Source organism: Bacteroidota bacterium, from assembly GCA_039111535.1.
In the GTDB taxonomy this organism is placed as follows: Bacteria; Bacteroidota; Rhodothermia; order Rhodothermales; family JAHQVL01; genus JBCCIM01.
Genome location: JBCCIM010000015.1, coordinates 1 through 25,849, shown reverse-complemented (window position 1 = coordinate 25,849; position 25,849 = coordinate 1). Strand labels below are relative to the sequence as shown.

The window sequence follows — 25,849 nt, the reverse complement described above, 5'->3', positions numbered from 1 at the left end:
AGTCAGGTTCAGAAAATTGACTTTGGGTCGAAGTCAGCTTGCCGGCATGCCGGCACCGTGAGACAACATCGCTGTGAAACTAGCGGAGATTTAGATAACACCCTTAATCGCTGTGTTAAGGTTTTATTACCGCAATGTTAAGCCGTTAAGCTTCCTCCATATCCACACTAAAAGCGACCAAAACAAGACCTTAGAAACAGGCTTTGTTTTGGTCGCTCCGATCAATCTCAGTTTTCCTGACCCTTAAGAATCACGGAGAGAAGCTGAATCCGAGTGAAACAGTGCGGCCCGGATCGTAGAGCTGGTAGATAAAGTCCTGACCATTGAAGCGGTAGGTTTCTTTGTACTCAGATCCGAGGATGTTCTTCACAGCCAGCTTGATCCGCCAGTTCATTGGGAGACGCTGGGAGAACGTGAAGTCAAGCTGTGGGCTAGGGCGTTCGAACACATCAGGTGTACCGCCGAGCGATACATTGACGAGGCGCCGGCCAAACACGTTATAGTAGAAGCCGGCAACCGTTCCCGCATCGTAGTTCTCGTAGCTTAGGTCAGCATTGACAATAAATGGTGACTGCCCCTGCAATTCGCGTGTCGACGGCGCATCCGGGTTAACCCCTCTACGCGTTGCCAACTCAGTCTCGGGAATATCGATGGTTGAGTTAACAAAGGAGATGTTGGTGCCAAAGGCGATGTTCTTCAAGACCGGCGTAATAAAATCCAACCGCGTACGCGCTTCGATTTCCAGGCCAGTCACTGTGGCTTCGTCCACATTTTGGAACTGAATCTGTCCGTTTGTGCCACCAATGATGGTCCGCTCAATTGGATCAAGCAATTTCTTGTAAAACAGGCTGACAGCCACAATCTCACCCGGGCGTGTAAACCATTCCCAGCGTAAGTCATAGTTGGTGATCAGCGTGCGATCCAGATCCGGGTTGCCAATAAAGAAGTTGCCGTTGATGAACTCAAAGCTTTCAAACGGTGCAATTTCACGGAAGGTTGGGCGAGCCAGCGTGCGCGTTGCTGCAGCACGCAGGTTCATGTTGTCTGTCAGCTGGTAGACAACGTTGGCAGAAGGCAACAAGTCAATCTCATCAAGATCACCAATACCCTGCGTAGAATCGAGGCTCACCACGTCGATCACGGTAGACTCAATACGCGCACCACCGATAAATTTGAGCCTTGCTGAGATCGGCAACTCAATCATTCCGTAAGCAGCAGCAATGTCCCGTTCACCACGGTAACTGTTGCGCAACTTGGAGCGATCAACAAGCAAGTTGCCGAACGTGTAGCGCAGGTTGCCACTGGAAAGCGTATCTACGCCCACGATGCCCATATTTTCAGGCGAAAAATAGGAAGCTTCGTCGCCATCAAATGGCTGATTTGGCGTGATACTAAACGAGCGTTCGCCGAAGTCACGCTCTGCGCGCTGAATCAAGCCACCCACCTTCACTTTACCGCTCTGGCCATTTGCAAACTTGAAGGGCACAGAAATATCCATTTTTGCGCTCTGGCTTGTTTCATCCAGTTGGCGGAAGAGACGGGAAGGGTCGCGAAAGCCGGACGCTTTGGTTGTCAGTATGGGATCACCGGACCCGATCACACGCGAAGTGTGGGCAAAAAAGCGAAGGTCGGGCTGGTCCTGGCGGGTATCTGCCGAAGTAGCAGACCATTCAACGGTTGAACCCAGGAAGCCTGGCAGGTAATGCTTGCCACGGAGTTGCAGAGAAAGCAGTTCGCGTTCGCTATACTCCAGGGTCCTGTTGATAAACTTGGACGTTGTGTCGTTTGCACCAAACTCTTTTTGCCAGAGACCTTCCTGGAAGCGGGCAGAGCTTTCACCCGTGCGGGTGTACAGCGTATTAAATCCAACTTCGTGGTTTTTAGCAAACTGATACGTAAAGTTCGCCAGACCGCCAAGAGAAGATTCGGTAGACCCTTCATTGTCGTCGAGCAGCATATCGGGCGCCAGTTCGTTGGCACCGCTGCCGGCAAACGAATACCGTCCCGTCTGTCCGCCTTCATACTGCGAGGTCTTTCTGTCGTAGGTAGCGCTCAGCACATAACCCAGCGGTTTGCCAAACAACATGCTTTTGTTACCCAAAGAAAGCGAGTACCCCTGGTTCACCGGCGCAGTTTTCACGCCGGGTGCCATGATGTTGTTGAACGACTTGGACAATTCATCGAGCATCAGTGCAGGCTCGTTGTTGCCGCGAATCCGCGCATCGATGCCGGCGGATGATTCCGTCGGGATTTGCAGGTCAGCATCTAAAAGCTGCGAAGGAATATCGCGCGCGCCATCGTCGTACCCCAACCAATCAGTATCGCTGCCATTATAAAAGAGGTAGTCAGCGCCAAAGTTGGTTTCGCTGTTAAACGAGGTGGACGTTGAAAACTGGAAACTGAATTCTTCCGGGAAAGATTTGGTACCAATATCAACAAGACCGCCACTAAAGTTACCCGGCTTATCGGGCGTGAATGTCTTGAGGGTAACAATGTTGTCGAGCAGGTTTGCAGGAAACAGGTCAAACTGGATTGCTTTTTTGTCCGGATCAGAGCTGGGGAGTTCAGCACCATTCAGCTGCGTGTTTGAGTAGCGCTCTCCAAGACCGCGTACATAAACATATTTCCCGCCGACTACAGATGCGCCCGTCACTTTCTCCATGGCGTCTGCAGCATCAGATCCACCGGAGCGGCTGATGGCTTCAGCGCTGATCGCGTCGCTTACTGCAATGGCTTTCTGCCGGTCCCGCAGCAAAACAGCTTCAGAGTTTCTGATTGCACGGGCCTCTACAATTACCTCATCCAGACCGATGGCTTCGGAGGTCATCGTAAGATCCAACCGTACCGGCTCGTCTCCTATAACAACGTCAGTCACCGTCATGGTGTTGTAGCCGATGTAGGAAATTACGAGTGCGTAGGTACCGGGATCGAGATTTGCTATTTCGAATCGTCCATCAAGATCTGTTGTAGCGCCTTGCATGGTGCCATCCACGCGTACGTTGGCGCCAATTAAGGTTTCTCCACTTTCATTATCTACAATTACGCCAAATACAGATCCTTTTTGGGCCAATGCGGTGGATGCGGTGAGCGGCACTAAAACGACGAGTAAAAGCGCCGACAACAACCCTTTGAGGTTCATTTTTTTCTTTATTCAAGTTGGTAGAATGGGTGGGGGGCAAGTCGCTTCCCACCTGCTGCTGGTTATACAGTGGGATTTTACCGCAAAGAGGTTAAGCGTAGATTAAGCTAATGTTACGCAATCATTAAGGAATTCCGCCGCCATGCATCCAGGGGGCAAACAGACGCATTTCTTCACGAGAATATCTATCTTCCAGCAAGAGGAACAGCGTACCACCAGTTTGGTCACAGTTGTCTCGCTATCTATCCCCATCCTGTAGTACGTACCTGGCTTTTGAAATCGGATAATTCCAATCCTTACCTGATCATATTTGCCCTCTGGCTCATGATGTTTTCGGCCAGTAGCCAGGTAATCATCATTTCCCCCATCCTGCCGAACATCAGCGCTGAACTTGGTATTGCGGAAGCCCGACTCAGTTGGCTTGTCACCTCGTATGCGATCCTGCTCGGTATTTTTGCGCTCATCATTGGGCCGATATCCGACAAAATTGGCCGGCGACTCGTCCTGATGATTGGATGCAGTTCGCTTGGTGTTACTTTATTTCTGCACGGCCTGGCAGATTCTTTTTGGTCGTTGCTGGTGGTGCGTAGCCTGTCTGGCGCAGCTGCAGGAATGCTGAGTGGTGCAGCCGTGTCGTATGTGGGCGATTATTTCCCTTATGAACGCAGGGGCTGGGCCAATGGATGGGTTATGAGTGGCGTGGCAGCCGGACAAATTCTGGGCATCCCGATGGGTAAATTTCTCGCCGGCCTCTTTGGCTTCCGCCTGCCCTTTATCATGTTTGGGGTAACGATGGCTTTTGCCGTTGTGTTTATCTGGCGATTTGTGCCGCAACCCAATGTGGTGCGCAACACCGACCGCCTCACCATCAAGCGTGCGATCACAAACTATTTTACGCTGCTCAAAGAAACCAAAATTGTAGCCTCAGCAGCAGCTTACACCTTGATGTTTGCCAGTATTGGGCTTTACCTGGTATTCCTGCCCACATGGCTGGAGCGGGAGGTTGGTCTTGCCAACAACGACATTGTACTGCTGTTTTTGATGGGGGGCGTTCTGAACGTAATCATGGGCCCCATGGCCGGCCGCATATCCGACAAAACAGGGCGCAAACCGATTATCATTTATTCGTGCATCGGGCTGGCTATCGTAATGGCAGCTACGACCTATTTTGTCAACGGGCGATTGCTTGCCTTTATTTTCTTTGGATTGGCAATGCTGCTGATTTCCATGCGCATCAGTCCGTTTCAGGCCCTGATCACTGCACTCGTGGAAGCCGATCGGCGCGGCAGTCTGATGAGTCTTTCTATATCAATTGGACAAACGGGGATGGCATTGGGCAGTGCGGTGGCCGGACTGGCCTATACGCAATATGGCTACCTGAGCAATACAATCATGGGAGCCATTTCGATGTTGATCATGGCCGCAGTAGTTGGCCTTTTTATTCCAGAACCAACCGGACAACCGAAGGCAGCACCATCCGGTGATGCATAAAGGGCTACGCTTCCCCTTCTTCCTCTTCTTCCTGATTAGGCACCACAACCAGCTCTTCGAAATTGTCCACGAGATGTGGCAGGGTATTCGGATCTGTAATCACGTAGTGCGCGCCAACGGAGCGAAGCAGTTCGCCATGGGTTTCTTTATCGAGGTAAGGCGGTACCGTGCCAATTGCCCATAAGCCGGCAGCACGGGCAGCTTTAATGTCATCCACCGTATCGCCTACATAGAGGGCAGCTTCGGGCTCAACCCTGCGGCCTGCAGCATCAAGAATGGCCAATGCGTGCAGTAACGGAAAGGCATCAGGCTTTTCACGGCCTTCCTGTTTTTCTTTCGGGATGACGAGTGGGAAGTATTGCTTCCAACCGAGCCGATCGATGGTCCAGTTTGCTTCGGCGCCGGGCCGGCCTGTGACAATGCCGAGAATACGAGACTCGGTATTGAGTTCTTCAAGCGTGCGAAGACGAATCAGGGGTTCTTCTTCGGCAATAAAGCCGTCCCAGTTTTCCCCGCGGTACCTTTTCTGGAATTCATCTACAACGCGGCTGAAAGAAACCTGGATGCCGGCGTCGGAAACGATGGCATGGGTGAGTTTCCAGTCGTCGTTAAATCCACCAAGGTTTTTATACCGCTGAATCGTACCCGATTCAATCTCGCGTCCGGTGAAATGGGAAACCGTTTCTTCAATAGCGCGACGGTAGGAGCGTGAAACGTCCACCATTACGCCATCCATATCAAAGAGTAAAGCCTTTATCTCCACTATACCGAATCGGGGTTCTGAGGGTTGCCGGTTGCCGGGGCAGCCGGATGAACAGAGAGCCGGTTAAATTACTTCAACCGGCTCCTGTTAAACAACAACTCAAGTTATCAACTATGAATTCATCACGATGAGGAATTCGTCGTTGTCGCGGGTGCCGCGCATCTTGTCGAGCAGGAACGTCATGGCCTGTGTGGAATCCATGTCGGCCAACAGTTTACGTAAAATCCAGACACGACTCAACTTCGCTTCGCTAAGAAGCAATTCTTCACGACGGGTACCGGACTTAATGGTATCCATTGCCGGGAAGATACGGCGGTCAGCCATTTCGCGGGAAAGGACAAGCTCCATGTTACCCGTGCCTTTGAATTCCTCAAAGATCACTTCGTCCATGCGGCTACCAGTGTCGATCAACGCGGTACCAATGATGGTAAGTGATCCGCCTTCTTCAACGTTACGGGCAGCACCGAAGAACCGCTTGGGTCCACGGAGTGCGCCGGCTTCCATACCACCGGAAAGTGTTTTACCAGTGTTTGGTGTTACCGAGTTGTGCGCGCGGGCAAGGCGGGTAATAGAGTCGAGCAGGATTACAACATCCTGGCCGGCTTCTACAAGACGCTTCGCTTTTTCAAGCACAATATCAGCAACTTCAACGTGTCGCTCGGGCTCCTGATCGAAGGTTGAAGAAATAACTTCAGCCTGCACATTCCGCTGGGTGTCCGTAACCTCTTCAGGGCGTTCGTCCACCAGCAGGATGATCAGATAAACTTCAGGATGGTTGGTGGTGATTGCATTGGCAATTTTCTGCAGCAATACCGTTTTACCGGTTTTAGGCTGCGCCACAATCAGGCCACGCTGTCCTTTACCGATTGGCGCAAACATGTCCATGTTGCGCATGCTGTAATCGGTAGGATGATGCTCAAGCACCAGCTGTTCTTCAGGATACAGTGGCGTGAGGTAATCAAAACTTGCCCGCTCTTCCAGTTCAGCCGGCTTGCGGCCATTGATGCTGTTTACCTGGATGAGTGCGAAGAAGCGTTCTCCTTCTTTAGGCGGACGAACTTCGCCGTCAACCGTATCGCCCAAACGCAAGCTAAAACGCTTGATCTGGGATGGAGATACATAAATATCGTCCGGGCTCGGCAGGTAATTGTATTCGCTTGAACGAAGGAATCCGTACCCGTCTGGCAGTACTTCGAGTACGCCAACTTTGTTGATCATGCCTTCGAGTTCCGTTTTGTTCGGATCGTAGGCAGACATGTACTCAGGGCGTCCTTCGTAAACTCTTCTGCGGTGCTCTTCGCGGTTCATACCGCTGTTACGGCGCCGGCGATTATCCTGTCCGCCTCTTCCGGAATCATTGCGACGGTTGTCGCGATCACGGTCGCGCGAAGATCCAGAAGACCTGCGGTTATCTCTGTCGGAACGGCCGCGAGAATCACCACGAGCGTCGCGGCGGTCATTGCGTCCGTTGTTTTTGCGGTCGTAGCGAGCGTCAGAACCTCTTGACTGCTGGCCACGATCGTTGGCTTTGCGGGAATCCATCCGGTCGTTCGATTTCCGGTTTGAACGGCCCGCTTTTGAATCATTGCGATCAGAACGTCCGCGACCGCGGTCGCGGTTATCGCGACTATCACGGCGATCATCGCCTCGGCCTCGGCCTCGGCGGTCGTCGGATCTGCTGTCGCGCCGTCTGTCGTCGCGGCCGCCCTGGCGGTCGTTTCTATAGTCAGATCGATCGTCGTTGCGGGAATCGCGATAGTCGTCTCGTCGATCATCCCGGCGATCGTCTCGTCGGTCATCTCTACGATCGTCTCTGCGGTCGTATTGATCGTCGTCTGTATAATCGTACATGTCGTCACCACCCTCCTTGTGGTCCTTGGTTTCATGACGTGCTTCCTGTTCTTTTCGAACAGGACCGCTAGCGCTTGAGCCGTTGTCATCGCCCGGGGCAGGTCGCTGAGATGAGGCCTGGCCTTTGCCAGTAGCCGTGCGACGTGCTCTTTTAGGTGGTGAAGCGACGGCAGCGCTCTGTGGAGCTGCTGCGGTTGTGTGTGTTGCTGCTACTTCAGCTTCCGTTTCCAGAATTAGGTAAATCAGGTCCTGCTTCCTCAATCCAGAGTAACCCGTCAGGCCGAGGCCGCGGGCAATGTCTCTAAGGTCAGCAAGTTTTTTGCTTTTTAAATCAGAAATATTCATAACGCGTGATTTGTCTTTCTCTCACGCAACGATTGTTGCTTTGTCAAGTGGGTTAATTTGATGATTGCCTCTTTTTCCTTACCAACTGCTCGTTGTCATCTGCTACACCAGACGGCTCTACTGAATGCCAGAGAGAGGCCTAACATGGGATAGATTCCAAGTAACGGAACGAAGGAATGCTTTAAAAAAGGAGGTAGGCAGGATTTTCGTTGAATTGGGTGGTATCCTCAGGTGTCGATCAGGAGGGGACACATTCACCCCAAAGCTTTCTTTCGAAATGCTGTGTCAATTAAGATAGGGCTTATCGCCTTAATATCAACGTATCATGCATTACTTCTGCTTTTTTTAACAGCATCAGGAAAATCTCATACGCAAAGTATCCTCAGCAAAGAGGGCTATATCTGTTAATTTTAACGATTCACTGGTTTCTATGTGAACTGCGTAGCATTTTTCAAGAGTTCTAGAATTTATCCAAAACCTACAAATTGAACGGTTTGCTACTATCGTTTAAGTGAATCCAGGTTTTCTTCTTCCTCTGCAACAGCGCAAAAAATGGATTGCCTGTTGCCGCCGCCTTCAAAGGAGATAGTTTACTACTATCAATCGGATTTATCTAAATATACAACAAGGATTTTTAAGGAATCACCTATTTACTCAATTATACTGAGCAACAAGAAAGTGTGAGCCCACGATCAACAGACCGTCCTTGCTGGTAGCTACTTCATAGAACCGTGAAAGCCCTTTTTCAACGCTCTCAACGCATGTGCATGCGATATCATGGGAACGGAGAATTTGAGCCAATTCAGTTGGGGGCAATGCCCTGTCGGAGTGTATCGGAGGTGTAAAAACAAATGCCCCGATAGCTGCAAGTTGCTTGGCCATCTGCACAGTATCCTTATCACGCATCGTGCCAAACATCACAAATAGCTGTCCTTCATTCTCAATTACGGCGTTTGACATGTGTTTTAGCGCCGCAGCGAGACCTTCTGCATTATGGCCTACGTCGAGAACCACAAGGGGTTCCTTGTTCACTACCTCCATGCGTCCACGCAAACCGGACAAAAGCGCCGTTTCTGCCAATCCACGCGTGATGGCGGCATGCCGTCGGGATCCAGCCGGCAACATATATTCTGTAGCCATAAGCGCTAAAAGCGCGTTTCTGGCCTGATGCTCACCGCGCAGACCAAGCTGCAGGTCGCTGTACTGGTCTTCATTCGTAATAGCATTGATGCGCGTCCCATCCAATGAATCCTGAACCGGCGCCCAGGTCACAACATCCTCTATGGCATAAACTGGAGCAGCGCGCTGTGCTGCAATTTGCTGAATCTCTGCGCTTGCATCCGGCTGCGTTACACCGGTAAACACGGGAATCCCATCTTTAATTATGCCGGCCTTCTCCCTTGCAATGTCTCGAATTGAGTTTCCCAAAATCTGTGTATGATCCAAACCAATCGAGGTAATTATCGCCAGTTCGGGGGAAACAATGTTGGTTGCATCAAGCCGCCCGCCCAGGCCCACTTCCACAACTGCCACCTCCGCCCCTTCTTCTGCAAAATACAGCAAACTCAGCGCTACCATCGCCTCAAAAAAGCTGACATGGTACAGACTAAACACAGCATTGTACTTTGCTATGCGGGAGGCAATCCATGTTTCAGGCGCCGGCTGCCCATCGATGCGTAAGCGTTCCGCAAGGTGATGCAGGTGGGGCGATGTGTGCAATCCTGTCCGTTTTCCATACGCTGTAAAGATCGCCGCCAAAAAAGAGGCCGTTGAACCTTTGCCATTTGTGCCGGCAATATGAACCAGCGGACAGGCGGCTTGCGGGCGCCCCATCGCTTCCAGTACGCCTTCGATTCGCTGCAAGCCAGGCGCATACGCCGCACTGCCTTCCACCGCGAAGCGCGGGCGTTCCAACAGGTAGTTAGCTGCTTCAGGATAGGTCATGGCTCAATGGGCGAAATAGCGCGGGGCACAAAGATTTCAGAGCAGCACTATTTCACGCCGATCGTCACCCATATGGGTAAAACGCAGGCGGATCGTATCATCTGGCAACAGGGCCTCAACCCGATCGGGCCATTCAACCAGACAAATACCATCTCCATAAAAATAGTCTTCATACCCCAGCTCAAAAAACTCGCTCACCTGCTCAATGCGGTATGCATCAAAGTGGTAAATGGGGCCAACCGATGACGCATACTCGTTAACCAGGGTAAACGTCGGACTGCTCACCAGCGAATCCGGAATCTCCCAGTACGCGCATACACCTTTGGTAAACCGGGTTTTGCCGGCGCCAAGCGTGCCATACAACGCAACCACCTGACCAGGCGCCAGGGTTTCAGCAAACGCCTTCCCCAATGCATGGGTCTGGTCAGCAGATGTTGATATAACGGGACCATCTATCAGATTCATGGCGGGGCAAGCAGCGTCCTTTCTACCGCTTCGGGTTCATCGTTATAACAGGCAGGATAACTTCTTCCATGGTAACACCCCCATGCTGCATGGTATCACGATACATGTTGACGTAATGATTATAATTTGTCGGGTAGACAAAATAGTAATCTTCTTTCGCGATAATATAGTTGGTGTTGATGCCACGGCTTGGCAAGCCAAAATCAAGCGGGTCCTTTACAAAAATCGCGTGCTTTTCGTCGCATTTCAGATTCCGGCCGTACTTATACCGCAAAGCTGTAGACGTTTCCCTGTCTCCTATCACCTTGGTAGGATGCAAGCTTCTCACAGCGCCATGGTCACTGGTGATCACAACCGTGCAGTCTTGCTCAGCGAGGCTCTGAAAGGCCTGGAACAGCCAGGAATGCTCAAACCAGGTGCGCGTAAGGGCGCGGTATGCTTTTTCGTCGGGCGCAATTTCTTTGAGTACGGCAGAGTCCGACCGGGTGTGGGCGAGGATATCCACAAAGTTCACCACAATGGCGCTCAGGTCGCTCTGAAAAAACTCATTGATGTTCTGTGCGAATTCCCGGCCATGCTGCGTTGTAACCAGCTTTTCGTACCGCATACGGGTGCTGGGTGCTTTACGCTCAAGCAGCTTCGACAGAAACGCTTCTTCATTCCTGTTGCGGCTGTGCTCATCTTCTTCCCCCTTTGACCAGAGCGAAGGAAATTGCCGCTCCAGGTCGTGCGGCAGCAAACCGCTAAAAATAGCATTTCGGGAGTATGGTGTCGCCGTCGGCAAAATCGAATAATGATACGCCTTGCTGAAGTTGAACAATGGATATAACAGTTTTTCAAACTGCAGCCATTGGTCATGCCGCATACAGTCGATTACCATAAAGATAACCGGCTTTTTCCGGCCCAGGTGGGGCAACACAAATTTGTTAACCACCTCATGGGACAACACCGGACGATGCTCACCTGCCGGCTCGGATACGCTGGCGATCCAGTCGCGATAACTTTTCTCTACAAAGCGACCAAATTCTCTGTTGGCCTCCCGATACTGATCATCCAGCACTTGCCGCGCACCATCATCACCTTCCAGCGAAAGGTCGTAGTTAACCAGCTTTAAGTAAAGCTCAACCCACTCCTGGTGCGAGAGCGGATTCATCAGCGACGCACTGATCTGATTGAACGATTGGAGGTAGGTTTGGGATGCCTTTTCGCTACGCAGCCGCGTGCGCTCCAGGATACGCTTGCACGTCAGGAGAATTTGGCTGGGATTGACGGGTTTGGTCAGGTAGTCACTGATTTGCTGCCCCAGCGCCTCTTCCATCAGGTATTCTTCTTCACTTTTGGTCACAATCACAACGGGCATGTCAGGGTCGATCTCCTTGATGCCGGCCAGTGTTTCCAATCCACCCATTCCCGGCATCTGCTCATCGAGCAATACCATATCAAACCGGGTTTGCCGCACACGCTCCACGGCATCAGAACCGTTTGAAACGCTTGTTACTGTGTAGCCCTTGCTTTCTAGAAAAAGAATATGCGGCTTTAATAAATCAATCTCGTCGTCCGCCCACAAAATCTGAGGTACTGCCATATAAACTGGAATATGAAAGGTGAAAGATAATAACGGAATTACACACGCCAATGCCGCATCAAGGGGTAAGCACGCTTTCCAGGCGGATGCTGCGACACGCGGGGTCTGTACGTTGTATCAATACCTCATATTCACCTTTTTCTATAGATAAGATATGCTGTAGTAGAAGTCGAACGATCTGTTTGTTCCTACGGATGAAAAGGAACTAGAATTCCCTTCATCTGATTATAGCCCTACAAACCCTGAACTTACCAGCCATAAAAGATATATGAGTAGCTCTCCCGCCTCCGGCAAAAGTGTAAACAAAACTGTTGAAGCCGCAATTAATTCGCAGATTCAAGCTGAATTTCAATCAGCGTATCTGTACCTCGCGATGTCTGCCCGGTTCAACGAAATGGGATTCAGTGGCTTTGCCCACTGGCTCCGCCTGCAATGGGAAGAAGAAACAGAGCACGCCCTCAAATTCTACGAGTTTCTGCTCTCGCGCGATGGTACCATTGAACTCGGGGGACTGGATAAACCCGTTATCCAGTTCGAAACACCACTCGAAGCCTTTGAACAAGTGCTGGGCCATGAGCAGTACATTACCGGTCGTATCCATGAACTGTACGACCTTGCAACAAAAAACAAAGACTACCCGCTGCAAACCTTGCTCAACTGGTTTGTTGATGAACAGGTCGAAGAAGAGGACTCTGTTCGGGCAGTTATCGACACCCTGCGCCTGATTGGTGATTCTGGCTCCAACCTTTTCCTGCTAGACCGCGAACTCGGTGCGCGCCAGCCTGAAGAAGAAGAGTAGGTTTTATACATCATTAAAAAGCCCCAACGTGCAATGTACAGGTTGGGGCTTTTTTATTGAGAATACGAGTTGCCTTAGGCCGCCGGCTCAGGGCTTACCTGCATCTGCGCGGCATCGCTGCCGAACTTACGAGCGAACCACGTGGTCACTTTATACTGAATCATGGCCATCGCCGGCACGAGCAGCATGAGAATCACGGTTGCGAACAGAATACCAAACCCGAGACTAACGGCCATCGGAATCAGGAACTGCGCCTGCAGACTTTTCTCGAAAATAATCGGCGCGATACCCAGGAATGTAGTTATTGAGGTCAGTAATATCGGCCGGAAACGCGTCATCGCTCCTTCGATGATGGCCTCTTTCATCGGCATTCCTTTTTTGTGCAATTCGTTCACAAAGTCAATCATCACCAGGCCGTCATTCACAACCACGCCGCTCAGGCCGATGATGCCAAACATGCTGAGTAGCCCAACGGGAATACCGAGGAAGAAATGCCCCAGAAAAGCACCAATGATCCCAAACGGGATGGCTGACATGATAATCAAAGGCTGTGTATACGACCGGAAAGGAATGGCAAGCAGCGCATAAATAGCAAGCAACGCCAACAAGAAACCACGTCCAAGCGCACCCATTGATTCAGCCTGTTCTTCCTGCTCTCCACCAAACGAATATTGCATTTGCGGATAATCTTGCTGGAGTGCCGGCAAGTTAACCTCCTGCAACTGGGCCGTAATTTCCTGTCCCGTCACAATGGACTCGTTCACCTCTGCGCTGAGGGTCACAACCCGTTTTCCTTCTTTTCTGTTGATGGAAGCTGGCGCAGAACCAAAAGAAACGGCAGCAACGCTTCCCAAAGGCACTTCACTACCATTTGCAAGTGGCACGCGGAAGGCCTCAAGATCAGCAATGGCATTTCGCTCATCCTGAGGCAAGCGAACATACACCCTTACATCTTCCCGGCCACGCTGTACACGCAAGGCTTCTTCCCCAAAGAAACCTGCACGCACTTCTCGGGCAAGTCCATCGAGGGTCAGGCCGAGACTGCGGGCCGCCGGCTTCAGCTCCAGTTGCACCTCGCGCGTCCCTTCCGACTGATCACTTTCGATGTCGTAGACCCCTTCATACAATGCGAGTTCATCCATAATGCGGTTCGTGATCACCTTCAATGTAGTCGGATTAGGATGTGATACTTCAACCGCCACAGGCGCACCAAAATTCATCAACTCCGATTTAAAGTTGAGTACCTTTGCTTCCGTCACCTGGCCCACACGGTCTCGCCATTCATTTGCAAACCGCTCAGCTGCAATCGTCCGTTGTTCGCCCGGGAGTAGCCGAATCTGAACATTCGCAACGTTTGCCTGCAGCCCGCTGGATCCGCCGCCATCCGGTCCCCCTTGCTGGGCGCGTTGTCCCACAACGGTATAAACTGCCGTCATCAATTCTGGAGCATCGTCTGTTAACGTATTCTGAATTGCCAAACTGGTTGCACGTCCGCCTTCTTCAATGCGGTCGGCAATGCGGCGCGTTTCTGTGATCGAAGTGCCTTCTGGCATTTCCAGCGTAGCTGTTACCACATCCGCCTCAATGGCAGGGAAAAACGTGATGCGTAAATACCCGCCGGCAATAAGGCCAACCGACAAAATGACCATCGCGAAAGCACCGGCCACCACTACGCCCGGGTTCGTTGTAGAGAACCGCAGCGCGCGCCTGAGCGGACCATTGCTGAACCGCTTGAGGCCACGATCTACGTAACCCTGAATTGTCTCGAACGCGCGCATAACCGGGTTTTTCGTTTTTTCGCCAGGGGCCGGCAAATGCGACAGGTGATAGGGCAGAATCAACAACGACTCAATCAGCGATAACCCAAGCACTGCGATCACGACAATAGGAATGGCAGTAAAGATTTTACCCATCATGCCCGGCACAAACAGTAGCGGGATAAACGCAACCACCGTGGTACATACCGCAAAAATGACCGGGCGTGTAATGCGCTTTGCCCCAAGTATCGCTGCCTCACTCGCCGATGCACCTTTCTCACGGGCAGCGTAGATATTTTCGCCAACCACGATGGCATCATCCACCACAATTCCAATTGCAAGAATGAAGGCAAACAGGGACATCAGGTTCAGGGTAACACCAAAGAACTGCATCACAGAAAAGGCAGCTATAAAGGAAATCCCAATCCCGACCGCCGTCCAGAATGCCAGTCTGATATTCAGGAAAAAGGCCAGTGCAATAATTACAAGCAGCAACCCGATCATGGCATTTTTTGCGAGCAACGACATGCGGTCGCGCAAATTCTGGGCATTGTCTTCCCAAATTTCGATCGAGACGCCTTCGGGTAAATTTGCCCGGATTTTGTTGTCGATGTGCTCCGAAGCTGCCGCAACAACTTCAAGCACGCGTTCATCGGAAGTCCGGAAGACCTCCACAAAAGCGGCGCGTTGTCCGTTGTAGCGCGTCACAAGCTGTGTTTCCTCAAACCCGTCGGACACCTTGGCAATCTGGCTCAACTTAACCTTTGTGCCATCCAGTGCGCTCAGCACGACAATGTCTTCGAAGTCTTGCTGGCTGTAGTTTTGGCCGAGGGTACGGACGCGTACTTCCTGCGCGCTTGTCCGGATGTTGCCGGCCGGTAAATCGAGGCTGCCCTGGCGCACCGCCTGGGCGATGTCACGCAGCGTCAACCCGTACGCCTGCAATACTTCGTTGGGTACATTGATAGAAATCTCGTAATTCCGTACCCCACTTGTTTCTACGTAGGTGATTTCAGGTAATGCAGCGAGCTCTTCTTCAACCTGGTAGGCAACTTCTTTCAACGCGCGTTCACTGACTGAACCATAAAGCGCAATACGCAGTGCACTCTGCCGGTTTGTGACTTCGCGTACTTCCGGGCGTTCCGTTTCATCGGGGAACGTAATGATGCGGTCCACTTCTGCCTTGATATCATCCAGCACACGGCTAACATCAGCATCAATGGTAACTTCTGCAGAAACAGAGCCGACGCTTTCGGAAGCAACAGCCGTGATCTCTTTCACGCCCTCAACCGACTTAATGCGCTCTTCGATACGCTGGACAATCGATTCTTCTATTTCTACTGGTGTAGCGCCCGGATACTGTACGCTAATCTGGATCGTATCCAGGCTGAATTCAGGAAAAACTTCCTGCACAATGGTGCTCAGCGAGAACAGGCCACCCACCAGCAAAAAGATCATCAGCAAGTTTGCTGCGACACCATTTTGCGCCATCCAGGCAACGGGTCCTTGTGGTTTTATATCACTCATCTTTCTCTTGATTCAATTCGGTTTTTAGCCTGTCTCAGTTTCTGTTCGGGCGGACCCGCATCCCTTCTGTTACAGCTACCATGTCGCTAATGACTACATCCGTGTTTTCATCCATGTCTCCAAGGACGTACACTTCTTCGTCAATCTTCTGAATCACCTGTACCGGAGCGATGTGAATCAGCGAGTCATTTTTGATCGTCCAAATTTCGTTGTCGACACGCAAGGCCCGGCGGGGAATTACAAAATAGTCTTGCAGTGCAACACCTTTGATTTCAACAGAGGTGTACTGTCCGACAAGCAACGGCGGGGCATGGCTTGAAAGCAGGTTCACTTCGCCCGGCAGTTCAACCAGTTCTCCTCCGTCATATGGTTTGGGAACGCGCAGCACAACGTCTACTGTTCTTGTGGCAGCATCCAGCGCAGCTTCTGCCCGGTGCACATAGCCATCCCATCGATATTCCTGTCCGCCATACTCCATAAAAACACTGGCAGGAATTGTCAGATCATTTCGATCCGCCCGCTTCACCCATAAGTCAGGAATCAGCGAAGCTTCATCTGTCGAAAGCGGCACAACCACTTCAACTTCGTCAGCAGCGTGAATTTCGCCAACGGTTTGTCCCATCGCTACAAACTGCCCTAAATCGATAGACTCAGAGCGGATGTACCCATCAAAAGGGGCAACAATATTGGTTCTGGACAGCGACAGTTGTGCATCTTCGAGAATGGCTTCCGCCCGGGCCAACGCAGCTTCTGCTGCCAGGCGCTGGGGCTCACGCAACACAAGGCTGCTCGGACCTTCAGCACCATCATCACCGCCGGCAGTAGCAGGTTTCCCCTCGCTACCAATCAACCGCGCTGCATAATCATTGGCATCCACACTGGCATAAGGGCTGATGATTTGCCGCGTATTTTCGCGGAGCTGAAACCGATCGTACTCTTCTTTCGCAATCTGCGACTCTTCTTCTGCCTGCAACAACCCGACTTCCTGCTGCGCAACATCAGCCTGGGCCTGACGCAATCTGTTTTGAAAGTCAGCCTGCTCGATACGGGCAAGCACCTGCCCTTTCCGTACGCGCCCGCCACTTACCATGGCCGGACTCACGTAGACAACTTTGCCGGCAACCTGCGGCGCCAGATTAACCTGTGCCCGCGGACGTACTGTTCCGTTACCCGCAACTTGCAAGGCGCCGGTTCTAACCTCAGCCAAAACCGTTTGCACCAGTGGCGCTTGTACATCAGGCGCACGGCGCGGAGGTTCGGGCTTCAGCGCAATCATAAGAAAGAAGGCAGCAAAGGCGATTAATAGAATGCCCGCAGCAATTAGCGTATTTCTGAGCATGGGAGTTCTTTATTTTTTAGCGTCTTAATCTTTTTGGTCGGAACTGCAAGGTGACTGGTTGGGCACCTCATAATGGATCACTCAATGCCTGTGAGTGGGGCATCCACCATTTGCAGGGCAGGGTTAATGTCAGTTTCAATCCATCCACCTCCCAATGCACGATGTACACCCAGCCTTGCAAGGGCAAGGTCGCGGGCAGCGGCGGAAAGGTTGGTTTCTACGTTGTAGTAGGTCCGTAAAGCGTCCAGGTAATCCAGGTATTCACCTACACCACTTTCAAACCGACTTGCCTGGAGATCAACTGCTGCTTGCGCTTCTTCGCGCTGGCCACGCAAGAACGCAAACCGTTGCCGTTCTTCTTCCATGCCCGCAAGGGCACTCTCAGCTTCCTGCAAGGCCGTAATCACGGTGCGGGTGTAGCCGGCTGCCAATTGGATATAGCGTGCCTCCGCGGCATCCACATTGGCCCGGAGCCGACCGCCCTGAAACAGGGGTGCGGTTATGTTGCCGACGAGGTTCACATACCATTGGTTGAGGTCAAACAACTTGTCGAAGTTGCTGCTTTGCAATCCGATCGTACCCGATGGCGCAATAGTGGGGTACAGTTCTGCTTTGCGGGCGCCAATGCGGTAGCGCGCTGCCTCGAGGCGCTCAGCAGCGGCACGTACATCCGGGCGCTGGGTAAGCAAGTCTGCAGGCAGACCAACGGGAATGGCCGATGTATCCAGCCGTGGTGCCAGGGTATCTCCGAGCACTGCATCAATCTGGCCGGCATATTTCCCCATCACGACTGCCAGCCGGCCCTGCGCGTCTACCAACTGGCGCTCAAGCACGGGCAGGTTGGCCTGCGTATTTCTGTAATCCTGCAATGTGGCATACAGCTCAAACGAAGAAACCAGCCCGCGGTCATACCGCTCCTGTGTGCGAGACACGCGCTCGGTGAGGATGTCGATGGTTTCGACACTGAATGCGATGCGCTGGCGTAAGTCTACCACCTCGAAATACGTCAGGATGGCCTGGTTGACTACCGCGAGATAGGCCGCTTGCAAATCAGCTTCAGATGCAAAATATTCGCTCAGGGCAGCGCGGCTTGAGTTGCGAATGCGCCCCCAGAAATCGAGCTCATAAGACAGCGTGGCCCCTGCGGAGTAATTCTCAAAAGAGATCCGATCCGGGCCGGCTGGCTGTTGGGTAATTTCTTCGCCGCCTTCTCCTTCAGTACCCTCGCCACCTAACGCAGCAAATTGGGCACCAAAGCCCGAATTAGACGGCTGGTCATTAAAAGAGCCGCTTGCTGTGGCCTGAATGCTGGGAAAAAGAGCCGACTGCTCAATACGGTATTGCGCACGGATTTCTGCAACGCGGGCTACCGCCTCCACCAAGTCCAGGTTCGCGTGAAGTGTTGAATCAATCACGCGGTTCAGCACGGGATCATCAAACGACAACCACCAACTTGCCGGCGCATACGAAGATGCCTCAGCTGTGGTATCCATGTGCACAAAATCTGCCGGCATTGCTGTCACAGGCTCGGGCGTCTGTATACGCGGCGCAAAAGAGCATGCACTTAGGCCCAGCAAACCAGTAAGCACAACCAGGTGCAATATCCGACTGACGGGCTGTTTGACTAAACTGTTCATCAAGCAGGGGTTTTGATATTGTTTTCTTGTCGATCAAGCACACCGTCACCCGTTGAGAGTCCGTAATAAATCATCTCAAAAATGTGTTTCTTGCGCGCTTCTACAAAAGCATCCCAGTTTTCCGAAGCACCGGGCATTTTTATTTGGATGGTTGGCGTCCAAATCATAAAAAACACACAACTGGAAATGACGGTGAGCAACATGTGATGGGGATCAACGGGACGAATTTCGCCCCGCTCTATCGCCTTGATGGTTTCACGAATCAGAATGGATGGCGGGGAAGCATAGTCGTCTTTACGTGCGAGTATTTTGCCCATCGTTGTCCCACCAGCAAGGTTCTCGTTTGTCATTAAACGAATAACAGCCTGGTCCTGGTGATGCGCATCCACAAATCCATTTATAAAAGCACGAAGTGTGTCTTTATAGGTTTTTGCGTGTTCTAACGTCGACTGCAGCAATTCGAAACGCTTAAAGACGTAATCGAACACTGCCTCATACAGCTTCTCTTTGCTTCTGAAATAATAGTGAAGCATAGATTTATTGATGCCAGCCGTATCAGCAATTTCCTGCATGCGGGCGCCACTTTTCCCTTTGGCTGCAAATACTTGCAATGCAGCCTGGAAAATCCGCTCTTCTGTTTCTTCTTTTTCTATTTGCTCCCGCATCTGGGGTAAATCTGGACGTTTAACCATTTGATTCAACCATTTGGTTGATATAACGGCACAAAGATTTACAAAGTTACCTCGCGAATGTTAAATGGATGTTAACTAAATGCTACGGGTTGGTAAGGCCTGGTAGGGCTACGGCGATAGAATCTGTAGCCGGCTCTGCTGTCGTCAGATCGTCAGGTAGCAGCATGGGGCGTTGTATTTGCGCGACAATTGGCACTTCACCACGGCGTATCTGGGGGGTATTTTGTTTTGCAGCTTGCACTTGCTGCTGCACTTTATTGTATGTGAGGTGCGATTTACCCAACTGCAGTGTGCTTACCACAAGAAAAAGGCTAAACAAAAACAGGCCGTAGTAAATGCTGGATTTCATGTAGCATCAGAGGATGATTGGACAAGAGGACGTGACCCTTCTCAACCATTATCGGCGCAGTGGAGCATTATTTAATGGATTCCTAATTTTAGAAGACGCGGCACCTTTCCAGACTTTTGGCTAAGTTTGCTGTTGCGTGCAATCCCACCAGTCCTCTATCTCACCTTACTACCATGCAGATACGCTCCAAAATCTCCCTACTCGCGGGTAGTGTCATCCTGTTGTTCGGATGCACCACACCGCAACAACCCGAATCCGCCGAGGCCACCGCAGAGGTAGTCGCCCCAACCCTACAGGAAGCGTGGCGGCTCGAAACAGGGCTCGACCGCCCGGAATCGGCCATATACGATGCTGAAAGAGCCGTCATCTATGTGACCAACCTCGTAGGCGCCGGCGATGCAATGGATGGCATTGGCTATATCGCCAAAGTATCACCTACAGGGGAAATGCTTGTGCAGGATTGGATCACAGGGCTCAACGCCCCCAAAGGCATTGCCCTCGGCGAGGATCGCCTGTGGGCCTCAGACATCAATGCGCTTGTTGAAATTGACCTCAATGCTGGCGAAATAGTCCAGCGCCACGAAGTGTCCGGCGATGCCTACCTGAACGATGTGACCGTACACCCGGACGGGTCTATTTTTGTAACTGACTCACGGTTCAGCAAAATTTATCGTTTTGCAAATGGCACACTATCCGTCTGGCTCGAAAACGACCAGATTCAGATGCCCAATGGCGCCCATGTCATTGGGGAAGAACTTGTGGTGGCTGCGGGCGATGGCACAACCGACAACCCAGGAACGGCCCGCTACTTCCAGGCAATATCCTTTGCAGATCAAGCGATACGCACCCTCGATGCCAGTGCACCAGACGGCGCACTTGATGCTGTTGAGCCGGACGAAAAAGGCGGGGTATTCACAACAGACTGGGCAAGTGGCCGGCTCATGTATTTCCACGAAGGCTCAGGATCCACCCTGCTGCAACAACTGGGACAAGGCGCTGCTGATGTTGACTACATCGCAGCAGATCGCATGCTTTACGTACCCGTCATGCAGGAAGGCCAATTGATCGCATACCACGTTGAATAGCCCCATTCAAAATGCCAGCAGCCATTTACCCACGCCTTTTGTGGGTGGTTGCGAAATTGATTAACATCAGCCTCCACCGTTCTATCACCCTAAAGTTTAATACCATGCTGCACGCCCATAATTGCCGCAGAAATCACTTTTTGACTACAACCCGCTTTCTTTTCCCACTTTTGATCGCCCTGGTTCTGGTAGCCTGCAACAATACAAGCACCGGGACTTTGTCAGGTGAAACCAGCCTCACCGGCGAGTTGAAAAAGTGGCACCCCATCACACTTACGTTCGATGGACCTGAAGCGGCCGAATCTGGTACGCCAAATCCCTTTCGAGACTACCGCCTTTCGGTCACCTTTACCCATGCCGGCTCCGGTGCATCCATGGTTGTGCCCGGGTTCTTTGCCGCAGATGGCAACGCCGGCGAAACAGGTGCTATCTCAGGTAACAAGTGGCGCGTGCATTTCACGCCACACGAAACTGGCACCTGGCAATACAGCGCCTCTTTCCGTTCCGGCAGCGATGTAGCCATCAGCCTCGACGAAAACGCTGGAACAGCAACAGGATTCGACGGCGCAGCTGGTAGTTTTGACATCGCTGAAACCGACAAAACCGGACGCGACCACCGCGGCAAAGGCATGCTGCGGTACGTTGGCGAACGGTATCTCCGATTCGACGACGGTACCTACTTCGTTAAAGCCGGTGCAGACAGCCCGGAAAACCTCTTCGGCTACGTCGACTTTGATGACACCTACTCGCAACTGGCGCAGGGCCAGGAACGCGAAGGCGAAGTACCCACGGCACCGCTGCACCACTACGAGCCACATCTGGCCGACTGGAACGAAGGCGATCCTTCCTGGAAAGGCGGCAAAGGCAAAGCATTGATCGGCGCCATTAACTACCTGGCGGCACAGGGGCCCAACGTATTCTCTTTCCTCACCATGAATGTGATTGGTGATGGACAAGACGTATGGCCCTGGATCTCGCCCGATGTGCACGACAGATATGATGTATCCAAACTAGACCAATGGGAAATTGTGCTTTCACATGGCGATTCGCTGGGCATGTTTTTGCATTTCAAAACCCAGGAAACGGAAAACGATCTCCTGCTAAACAATGGCGACCTGGGACCTGAACGCAAACTCTACTATCGCGAGCTGATCGCGCGGTTTGGACATCATCACGCCTCGAACTGGAACCTCGGGGAAGAGAATGATATTTGGGAAGAACGGGAAGATCCGACACAAACACGCGTCAAATCATACATCGAATACATTCATGCACTCGACCCCTATGATCATCCGGTTGTAATCCATACATATCCTGAGCAACATGAAGAGGTATACCGGCCGCTGTTGGGTGATGCATCGGACCTTGATGGATTGTCTGTCCAAACCATGTTTGACAATGTGCACAATGCGACCCTGAAGTGGGTCAAGGCATCCGGCGAAACGTCAAAAATCTGGGTCGTCTCGAACGATGAGCAAGGACGCCATACCGTGGGCGTCAAACCTGACGGGCCGGGCAGTAACCGCGATGACATTCGTAAGCTTACCCTTTGGGGCAACCTGATGGCAGGTGGCGCCGGCGTAGAATATTATTTCGGCTACGAATTCCCACACACCGACCTGAATTCAGAAGACTGGCGGCAGCGCCAGACCGTTTGGGATGATGCACGGCATGCGCTGACCCTCTTCCAGGATCACGTACCTTTCTGGACCATGCAACCCGATGACGCGCTTGCTACGTCGGGCAATGCACACGTGCTTGCCAACCCGGGCGAAGTGTATCTGGTTTACCTGCCTGCAGGTGGCGCAGCATCGCTCGACCTGGCCGTGGGCAACTACAGTGTCCAATGGTACAATCCACGTGCCGGCGGCGATTTCCAGGCTGGCTCTGTCACCAGTGTAACCGGCGGCGGCGAAGTAAGCCTCGGCAGTGCGCCGGCTGATGCAAATATGGACTGGGCTGTATTGGTCAGCAAATCGTCTTAAAGCATGTGCATTGGGTGATTTGAAAAGAAACTGCGTCTTAATTAAAGAGGCCGGCAACCCTGAAAGGCTGCCGGCCTCTTTCTTTTTGCTTGTTTCACGTTTCAATTCCAGAACATCATGCGTACGTATTGCATTCTTCTTTTCATCAGCCTCTTCTTTTGGAGTTGCGGCACAAAAGACACCTCGCTCACCCATTTTGAAGCGCCAGACTTTACACTAACAAGCCTGACAGACCTCGAAGTCTCTTTAGAACAACTACAGGGGACGTGGTAGTGGTGCACTTTGGGACAAGTTGGTGCCCCTTTTGCCGGGCAGAAGATCCACACCTGCAAGCGCTGCACGAACAGTATAAAGACCGCGGCGTCCAAACCCTGGTTGTGAATGTAGGAGAGGACGACGCCATTGCGTCTGCATGGAAAAAAGAAGCCGGCTTCAGCTTCCCTATGTTGATGGACCGAGAAGGTAATGTAACTGCGCGCTATGCGCCTGCAGATGTGCACCCCGACTTGCCCCGGCACGAAGTAATGATTGCTTCAAACCTCATCATCGACCGACAAGGCAATGTCAGGTTTATGTCGTTGCTCGACACCAATAATTTTGATGCCCGTCTGGTTGCCTTACGTTCTGAACTCGACCGGATTCTTGCTGGGTCGTGAACGCTCTTGCACCGGCACAAACTGACATTAGCTAATGAAAAACGTACGCCCTGTCTGGATGCTATTTGCCGGCGCGCTTTGGGTAGGCTGCAATGCACCGCACTCACCAGAAACGCCGCAGCCTCTGGTCAAACCTGCAACCATAACCCGGTTGGTACATGAGCCAGCTGAAACACGCACCATACAAGCCGGCGCAGCAGATACGCTGGCCTTTACGTTCACCGTTGGCCCGCGCTTTCACGCACAGGCAAATCCAGTACCCCACGCATACTTGATCCCGGCGACCATTAAACCCGACAGCTCCAACTACCTGACACCAGGCACGCCGTTATACCCACCTGGCCATGCCTACACCCTTGCCGGCAGCACCGATACGTTATCGGTTTACGACGGGACCTTCCATATTGCCGTGCCCCTGCAAACCGATGCCGCTACGCCGGCAGGTGACTATACCGTCTCGGGCAGCTTCCGCTATCAAACGTGCGATGACACAACCTGCTTTCCGCCTAAAACCATTCCCGTTGAACACAGCATCCGGATAACCAATTAGCCGTACCTGAAACAACTGCCTACAGTTTTTCCGTTTGGTTTCAGTTGCCTAGTCGAGCCAACGCGCAAGGTCGGGCTTCAGCAAATCCTGTGCTTCAGCGGTATCCATATTCTCAGGCGTGATCATCATGACCCGTGTATTGATCCGCGCTTCAACCGTTTCCCCCTGCACAACAGCAACCGCCGTATTTACACCGGTGTAAGCCATGATAAACGGGTCCTGTACGGCAAGGCCATCGATATGACCCTCGCGCATGCCGGCAATGAGCGTTTCGTTGGCATCAAAGCCAACCAGCTTGACCTCGCCAGCGCGGCCAGCCGTTTGCAGTGCACGCAGCATACCCTGCAGTGATGACTCGTTGGGACAGAAAATGCCGTCAACTTCCGGATACCGGTTGAGCAAATTTTGCGCAGTTTGCAATGCTTTTTCGATGGTGGCGCCCGCATACTGGTTGTCTGACAAAATATTCAGCCCGGGCGCAACTTCTTTGATCCGCTCAAGGAAACCGGCCTCCCGGTTGGCGGTGCTTGCAGAGCCCTCCTGATAGCGCATCATCAGGATATTCCCTTCGCCACCCAGCACATCATTGAGCCTTTCGGCTGCAAGCACACCGCCCTGATAATTATCCGTCGCCACAAAGCTGGTGTGGGCCTCCGACTCCAACCCCGAGTCGATAATAATAACCGGAATGCCTCGTTTTACAGCAGCCTCAACAGGCTGTGCAAGGCTCCGCGCATCCAGAGGGGCCAGCACAATGGCATCGATGCCCCTGCTAATGAAATTCTGGACTACCTGGATTTGCAATTGTCGATCATCTTCTTTCTGCGGGCCCTGCCAAATTATTTCTACGCCCTTTTCTTCACCGGCTTTGTTGGCGCCGGCGTGAATGCTTTTCCAAAACTGATGGGTTGTCCCTTTCGGGATCACGGCAATCTGAACAGTATCATCCGCGGACTTGTCGGATGCACAGCCAGTTAACAAACAAAGAACAAGCAGAAGCAGCACAGGGCGTTGCATAGGGATTACTTTTCTGTTGGATAGCAATAGCGTATATGCCAAGCTCAGAAATCCATCACAAAAAAGAAAGCAATAAAAAAGGCATCCGGCTAGGCGACCGGATGCCTTTGTATTTACCTCTAGTAACTACGCTACATAACCATGGCGCCAGATGAACGCCGCCAGGATTACTTAATAGCGAAGTATTTGTTGACCGCAACCATCGCAACACGCTTTACCAGCGGCGATGCTTCGTTGTCAGCTGCACGCTTCATTGCAATCATGGCGCTGCGCTGGCCAATGGCATTGATTGCTGATACAGCCATCAAACGGTACTGCGGATCAGGATGGTTGTTGAGTACGTCAAGCAAGGGTGCATTTGCATCGTTCAGCTTCACTTTGTTTTTGTAGTTCGATGCAAAAAAAATGATGTTTTGCATCTCAGCAACAGAAACTTCTGTGTAAGGCTTGTCGATTGAGTGGGTGAGTTGACGACCCAGCAGGTTCCACCATGACTTCTTCTCTGTCACGGCGTCATTTTCGACATACTGACTGATTAGCGGCTGCTGCGAAACTGTAGCCACCTGTGCAGCGGCACCTGCCGGCGCAATCATCAGGATAAAAAGACCAAGAACTGTATATTTTGCAATTTGATTTTTCATAGCTAAAACCTCTTCTAAGGTTGAATTTTTGATACCCAACTACCGCTGTACTGCAGCAGCCGGCTTACCAAGAAGCACCCATGTACCAGACATCTGACACTTTTCAGGTTGCGGTTCTAGATACGCACAAATTCAGAATTGTTTAAAAAAGAAGGGCTTCCGTAACAATAACTTAATACAGAAAGGGCTTTTTATTTTTAAACCTAAAATTAAAACAAAACAGAAAGGGCTT

At 51.8% G+C, this 25,849-nt stretch carries 20 protein-coding genes; 7 read left to right on the top strand and 13 right to left on the bottom strand.

The genetic code is table 11. From position 1 onward, the window contains the following. Positions 1-250: 250 nt before the first annotated feature. The gene (locus AAF564_04255; GenBank protein MEM8484733.1) at positions 251-3,139 is read right to left on the bottom strand and encodes a TonB-dependent receptor; all 2,889 of its coding nucleotides are present in this window, start codon (positions 3,137-3,139) and stop codon (positions 251-253) included. Between the two features lie 273 nt (positions 3,140-3,412). Between AAF564_04255 and AAF564_04250 the strand changes: the two genes are divergently transcribed. After that, positions 3,413-4,630, top strand: coding sequence for an MFS transporter (locus AAF564_04250; GenBank protein ID MEM8484732.1), 1,218 nt, complete (start codon positions 3,413-3,415; stop codon positions 4,628-4,630). A 4-nt stretch (positions 4,631-4,634) separates the two neighbouring features. On the opposite strand, the gene AAF564_04245 is transcribed toward AAF564_04250, so the two are convergent. The 5 genes from AAF564_04245 to AAF564_04225 all read right to left on the bottom strand — a co-directional run bounded on the left by AAF564_04245 (position 4,635) and on the right by AAF564_04225 (position 11,583). Continuing rightward, on the bottom strand, positions 4,635-5,393 hold the full coding sequence (locus tag AAF564_04245) for a TIGR01548 family HAD-type hydrolase (GenBank protein MEM8484731.1): 759 nt from the start codon (positions 5,391-5,393) through the stop codon (positions 4,635-4,637). A 111-nt stretch (positions 5,394-5,504) separates the two neighbouring features. After that, complete coding sequence (gene rho / locus AAF564_04240) at positions 5,505-7,589, bottom strand: transcription termination factor Rho (GenBank protein ID MEM8484730.1); 2,085 nt, start codon at positions 7,587-7,589, stop codon at positions 5,505-5,507. Positions 7,590-8,243: 654 nt separating this feature from the next. Next, positions 8,244-9,533 carry a Mur ligase family protein gene (locus AAF564_04235; GenBank protein ID MEM8484729.1) on the bottom strand — a complete coding sequence of 430 codons (1,290 nt, stop codon included), beginning with the start codon at positions 9,531-9,533 and terminating at the stop codon, positions 8,244-8,246. A 36-nt stretch (positions 9,534-9,569) separates the two neighbouring features. Continuing rightward, the gene (tsaE, locus tag AAF564_04230) at positions 9,570-9,998 is read right to left on the bottom strand and encodes a tRNA (adenosine(37)-N6)-threonylcarbamoyltransferase complex ATPase subunit type 1 TsaE (protein ID MEM8484728.1); all 429 of its coding nucleotides are present in this window, start codon (positions 9,996-9,998) and stop codon (positions 9,570-9,572) included. 22 nt (positions 9,999-10,020) lie between these two features. Next, positions 10,021-11,583 carry a response regulator gene (locus tag AAF564_04225; GenBank protein ID MEM8484727.1) on the bottom strand — a complete coding sequence of 521 codons (1,563 nt, stop codon included), beginning with the start codon at positions 11,581-11,583 and terminating at the stop codon, positions 10,021-10,023. Between the two features lie 268 nt (positions 11,584-11,851). Between AAF564_04225 and AAF564_04220 the strand changes: the two genes are divergently transcribed. After that, positions 11,852-12,382: a ferritin gene (locus AAF564_04220; GenBank protein ID MEM8484726.1), complete on the top strand. Its 531-nt coding sequence runs from the start codon at positions 11,852-11,854 to the stop codon at positions 12,380-12,382. A gap of 74 nt (positions 12,383-12,456) precedes the next feature. Here the strand turns inward: AAF564_04220 and AAF564_04215 are convergent, their stop codons facing one another. The 5 genes from AAF564_04215 to AAF564_04195 form a co-directional block, all read right to left on the bottom strand. Next, positions 12,457-15,666, bottom strand: a complete 3,210-nt coding sequence (locus AAF564_04215; GenBank protein MEM8484725.1) for an efflux RND transporter permease subunit — start codon at positions 15,664-15,666, stop codon at positions 12,457-12,459. A 34-nt stretch (positions 15,667-15,700) separates the two neighbouring features. Then, complete coding sequence (locus AAF564_04210) at positions 15,701-17,005, bottom strand: HlyD family efflux transporter periplasmic adaptor subunit (protein MEM8484724.1); 1,305 nt, start codon at positions 17,003-17,005, stop codon at positions 15,701-15,703. A gap of 77 nt (positions 17,006-17,082) precedes the next feature. Beyond that, positions 17,083-18,642: an efflux transporter outer membrane subunit gene (locus AAF564_04205; GenBank protein MEM8484723.1), complete on the bottom strand. Its 1,560-nt coding sequence runs from the start codon at positions 18,640-18,642 to the stop codon at positions 17,083-17,085. After that, positions 18,642-19,334 (bottom strand): TetR/AcrR family transcriptional regulator, encoded by a 693-nt coding sequence (locus AAF564_04200; protein ID MEM8484722.1) that lies wholly within the window; start codon positions 19,332-19,334, stop codon positions 18,642-18,644. Before AAF564_04200 ends, AAF564_04205 begins: the two co-directional genes overlap by 1 nt. Before the next feature lie 82 nt (positions 19,335-19,416). Next, positions 19,417-19,683: a hypothetical protein gene (locus AAF564_04195; protein MEM8484721.1), complete on the bottom strand. Its 267-nt coding sequence runs from the start codon at positions 19,681-19,683 to the stop codon at positions 19,417-19,419. A gap of 173 nt (positions 19,684-19,856) precedes the next feature. Here AAF564_04195 and AAF564_04190 point away from each other — a divergent pair, with 173 nt between their 5' ends. From AAF564_04190 to AAF564_04170, 5 genes are all read left to right on the top strand, one after another. After that, positions 19,857-20,768, top strand: a complete 912-nt coding sequence (locus AAF564_04190) for a hypothetical protein (protein ID MEM8484720.1) — start codon at positions 19,857-19,859, stop codon at positions 20,766-20,768. A 104-nt stretch (positions 20,769-20,872) separates the two neighbouring features. Continuing rightward, the gene (locus tag AAF564_04185; GenBank protein ID MEM8484719.1) at positions 20,873-22,753 is read left to right on the top strand and encodes a DUF5060 domain-containing protein; all 1,881 of its coding nucleotides are present in this window, start codon (positions 20,873-20,875) and stop codon (positions 22,751-22,753) included. Positions 22,754-22,870: 117 nt separating this feature from the next. After that, on the top strand, positions 22,871-23,026 hold the full coding sequence (locus tag AAF564_04180) for a hypothetical protein (protein MEM8484718.1): 156 nt from the start codon (positions 22,871-22,873) through the stop codon (positions 23,024-23,026). Between the two features lie 2 nt (positions 23,027-23,028). After that, entirely contained in the window at positions 23,029-23,409 is a 381-nt protein-coding gene (locus AAF564_04175; protein MEM8484717.1) for a TlpA disulfide reductase family protein, read from the top strand. 34 nt (positions 23,410-23,443) lie between these two features. Continuing rightward, complete coding sequence (locus tag AAF564_04170; GenBank protein ID MEM8484716.1) at positions 23,444-23,959, top strand: protein-disulfide reductase DsbD domain-containing protein; 516 nt, start codon at positions 23,444-23,446, stop codon at positions 23,957-23,959. 48 nt (positions 23,960-24,007) lie between these two features. On the opposite strand, the gene AAF564_04165 is transcribed toward AAF564_04170, so the two are convergent. Together AAF564_04165 and AAF564_04160 are read right to left on the bottom strand one after the other, a co-directional pair. Beyond that, entirely contained in the window at positions 24,008-24,976 is a 969-nt protein-coding gene (locus tag AAF564_04165; protein MEM8484715.1) for a substrate-binding domain-containing protein, read from the bottom strand. Positions 24,977-25,143: 167 nt separating this feature from the next. Then, positions 25,144-25,617, bottom strand: coding sequence for a HEAT repeat domain-containing protein (locus tag AAF564_04160; protein ID MEM8484714.1), 474 nt, complete (start codon positions 25,615-25,617; stop codon positions 25,144-25,146). Positions 25,618-25,849: the final 232 nt, after the last annotated feature.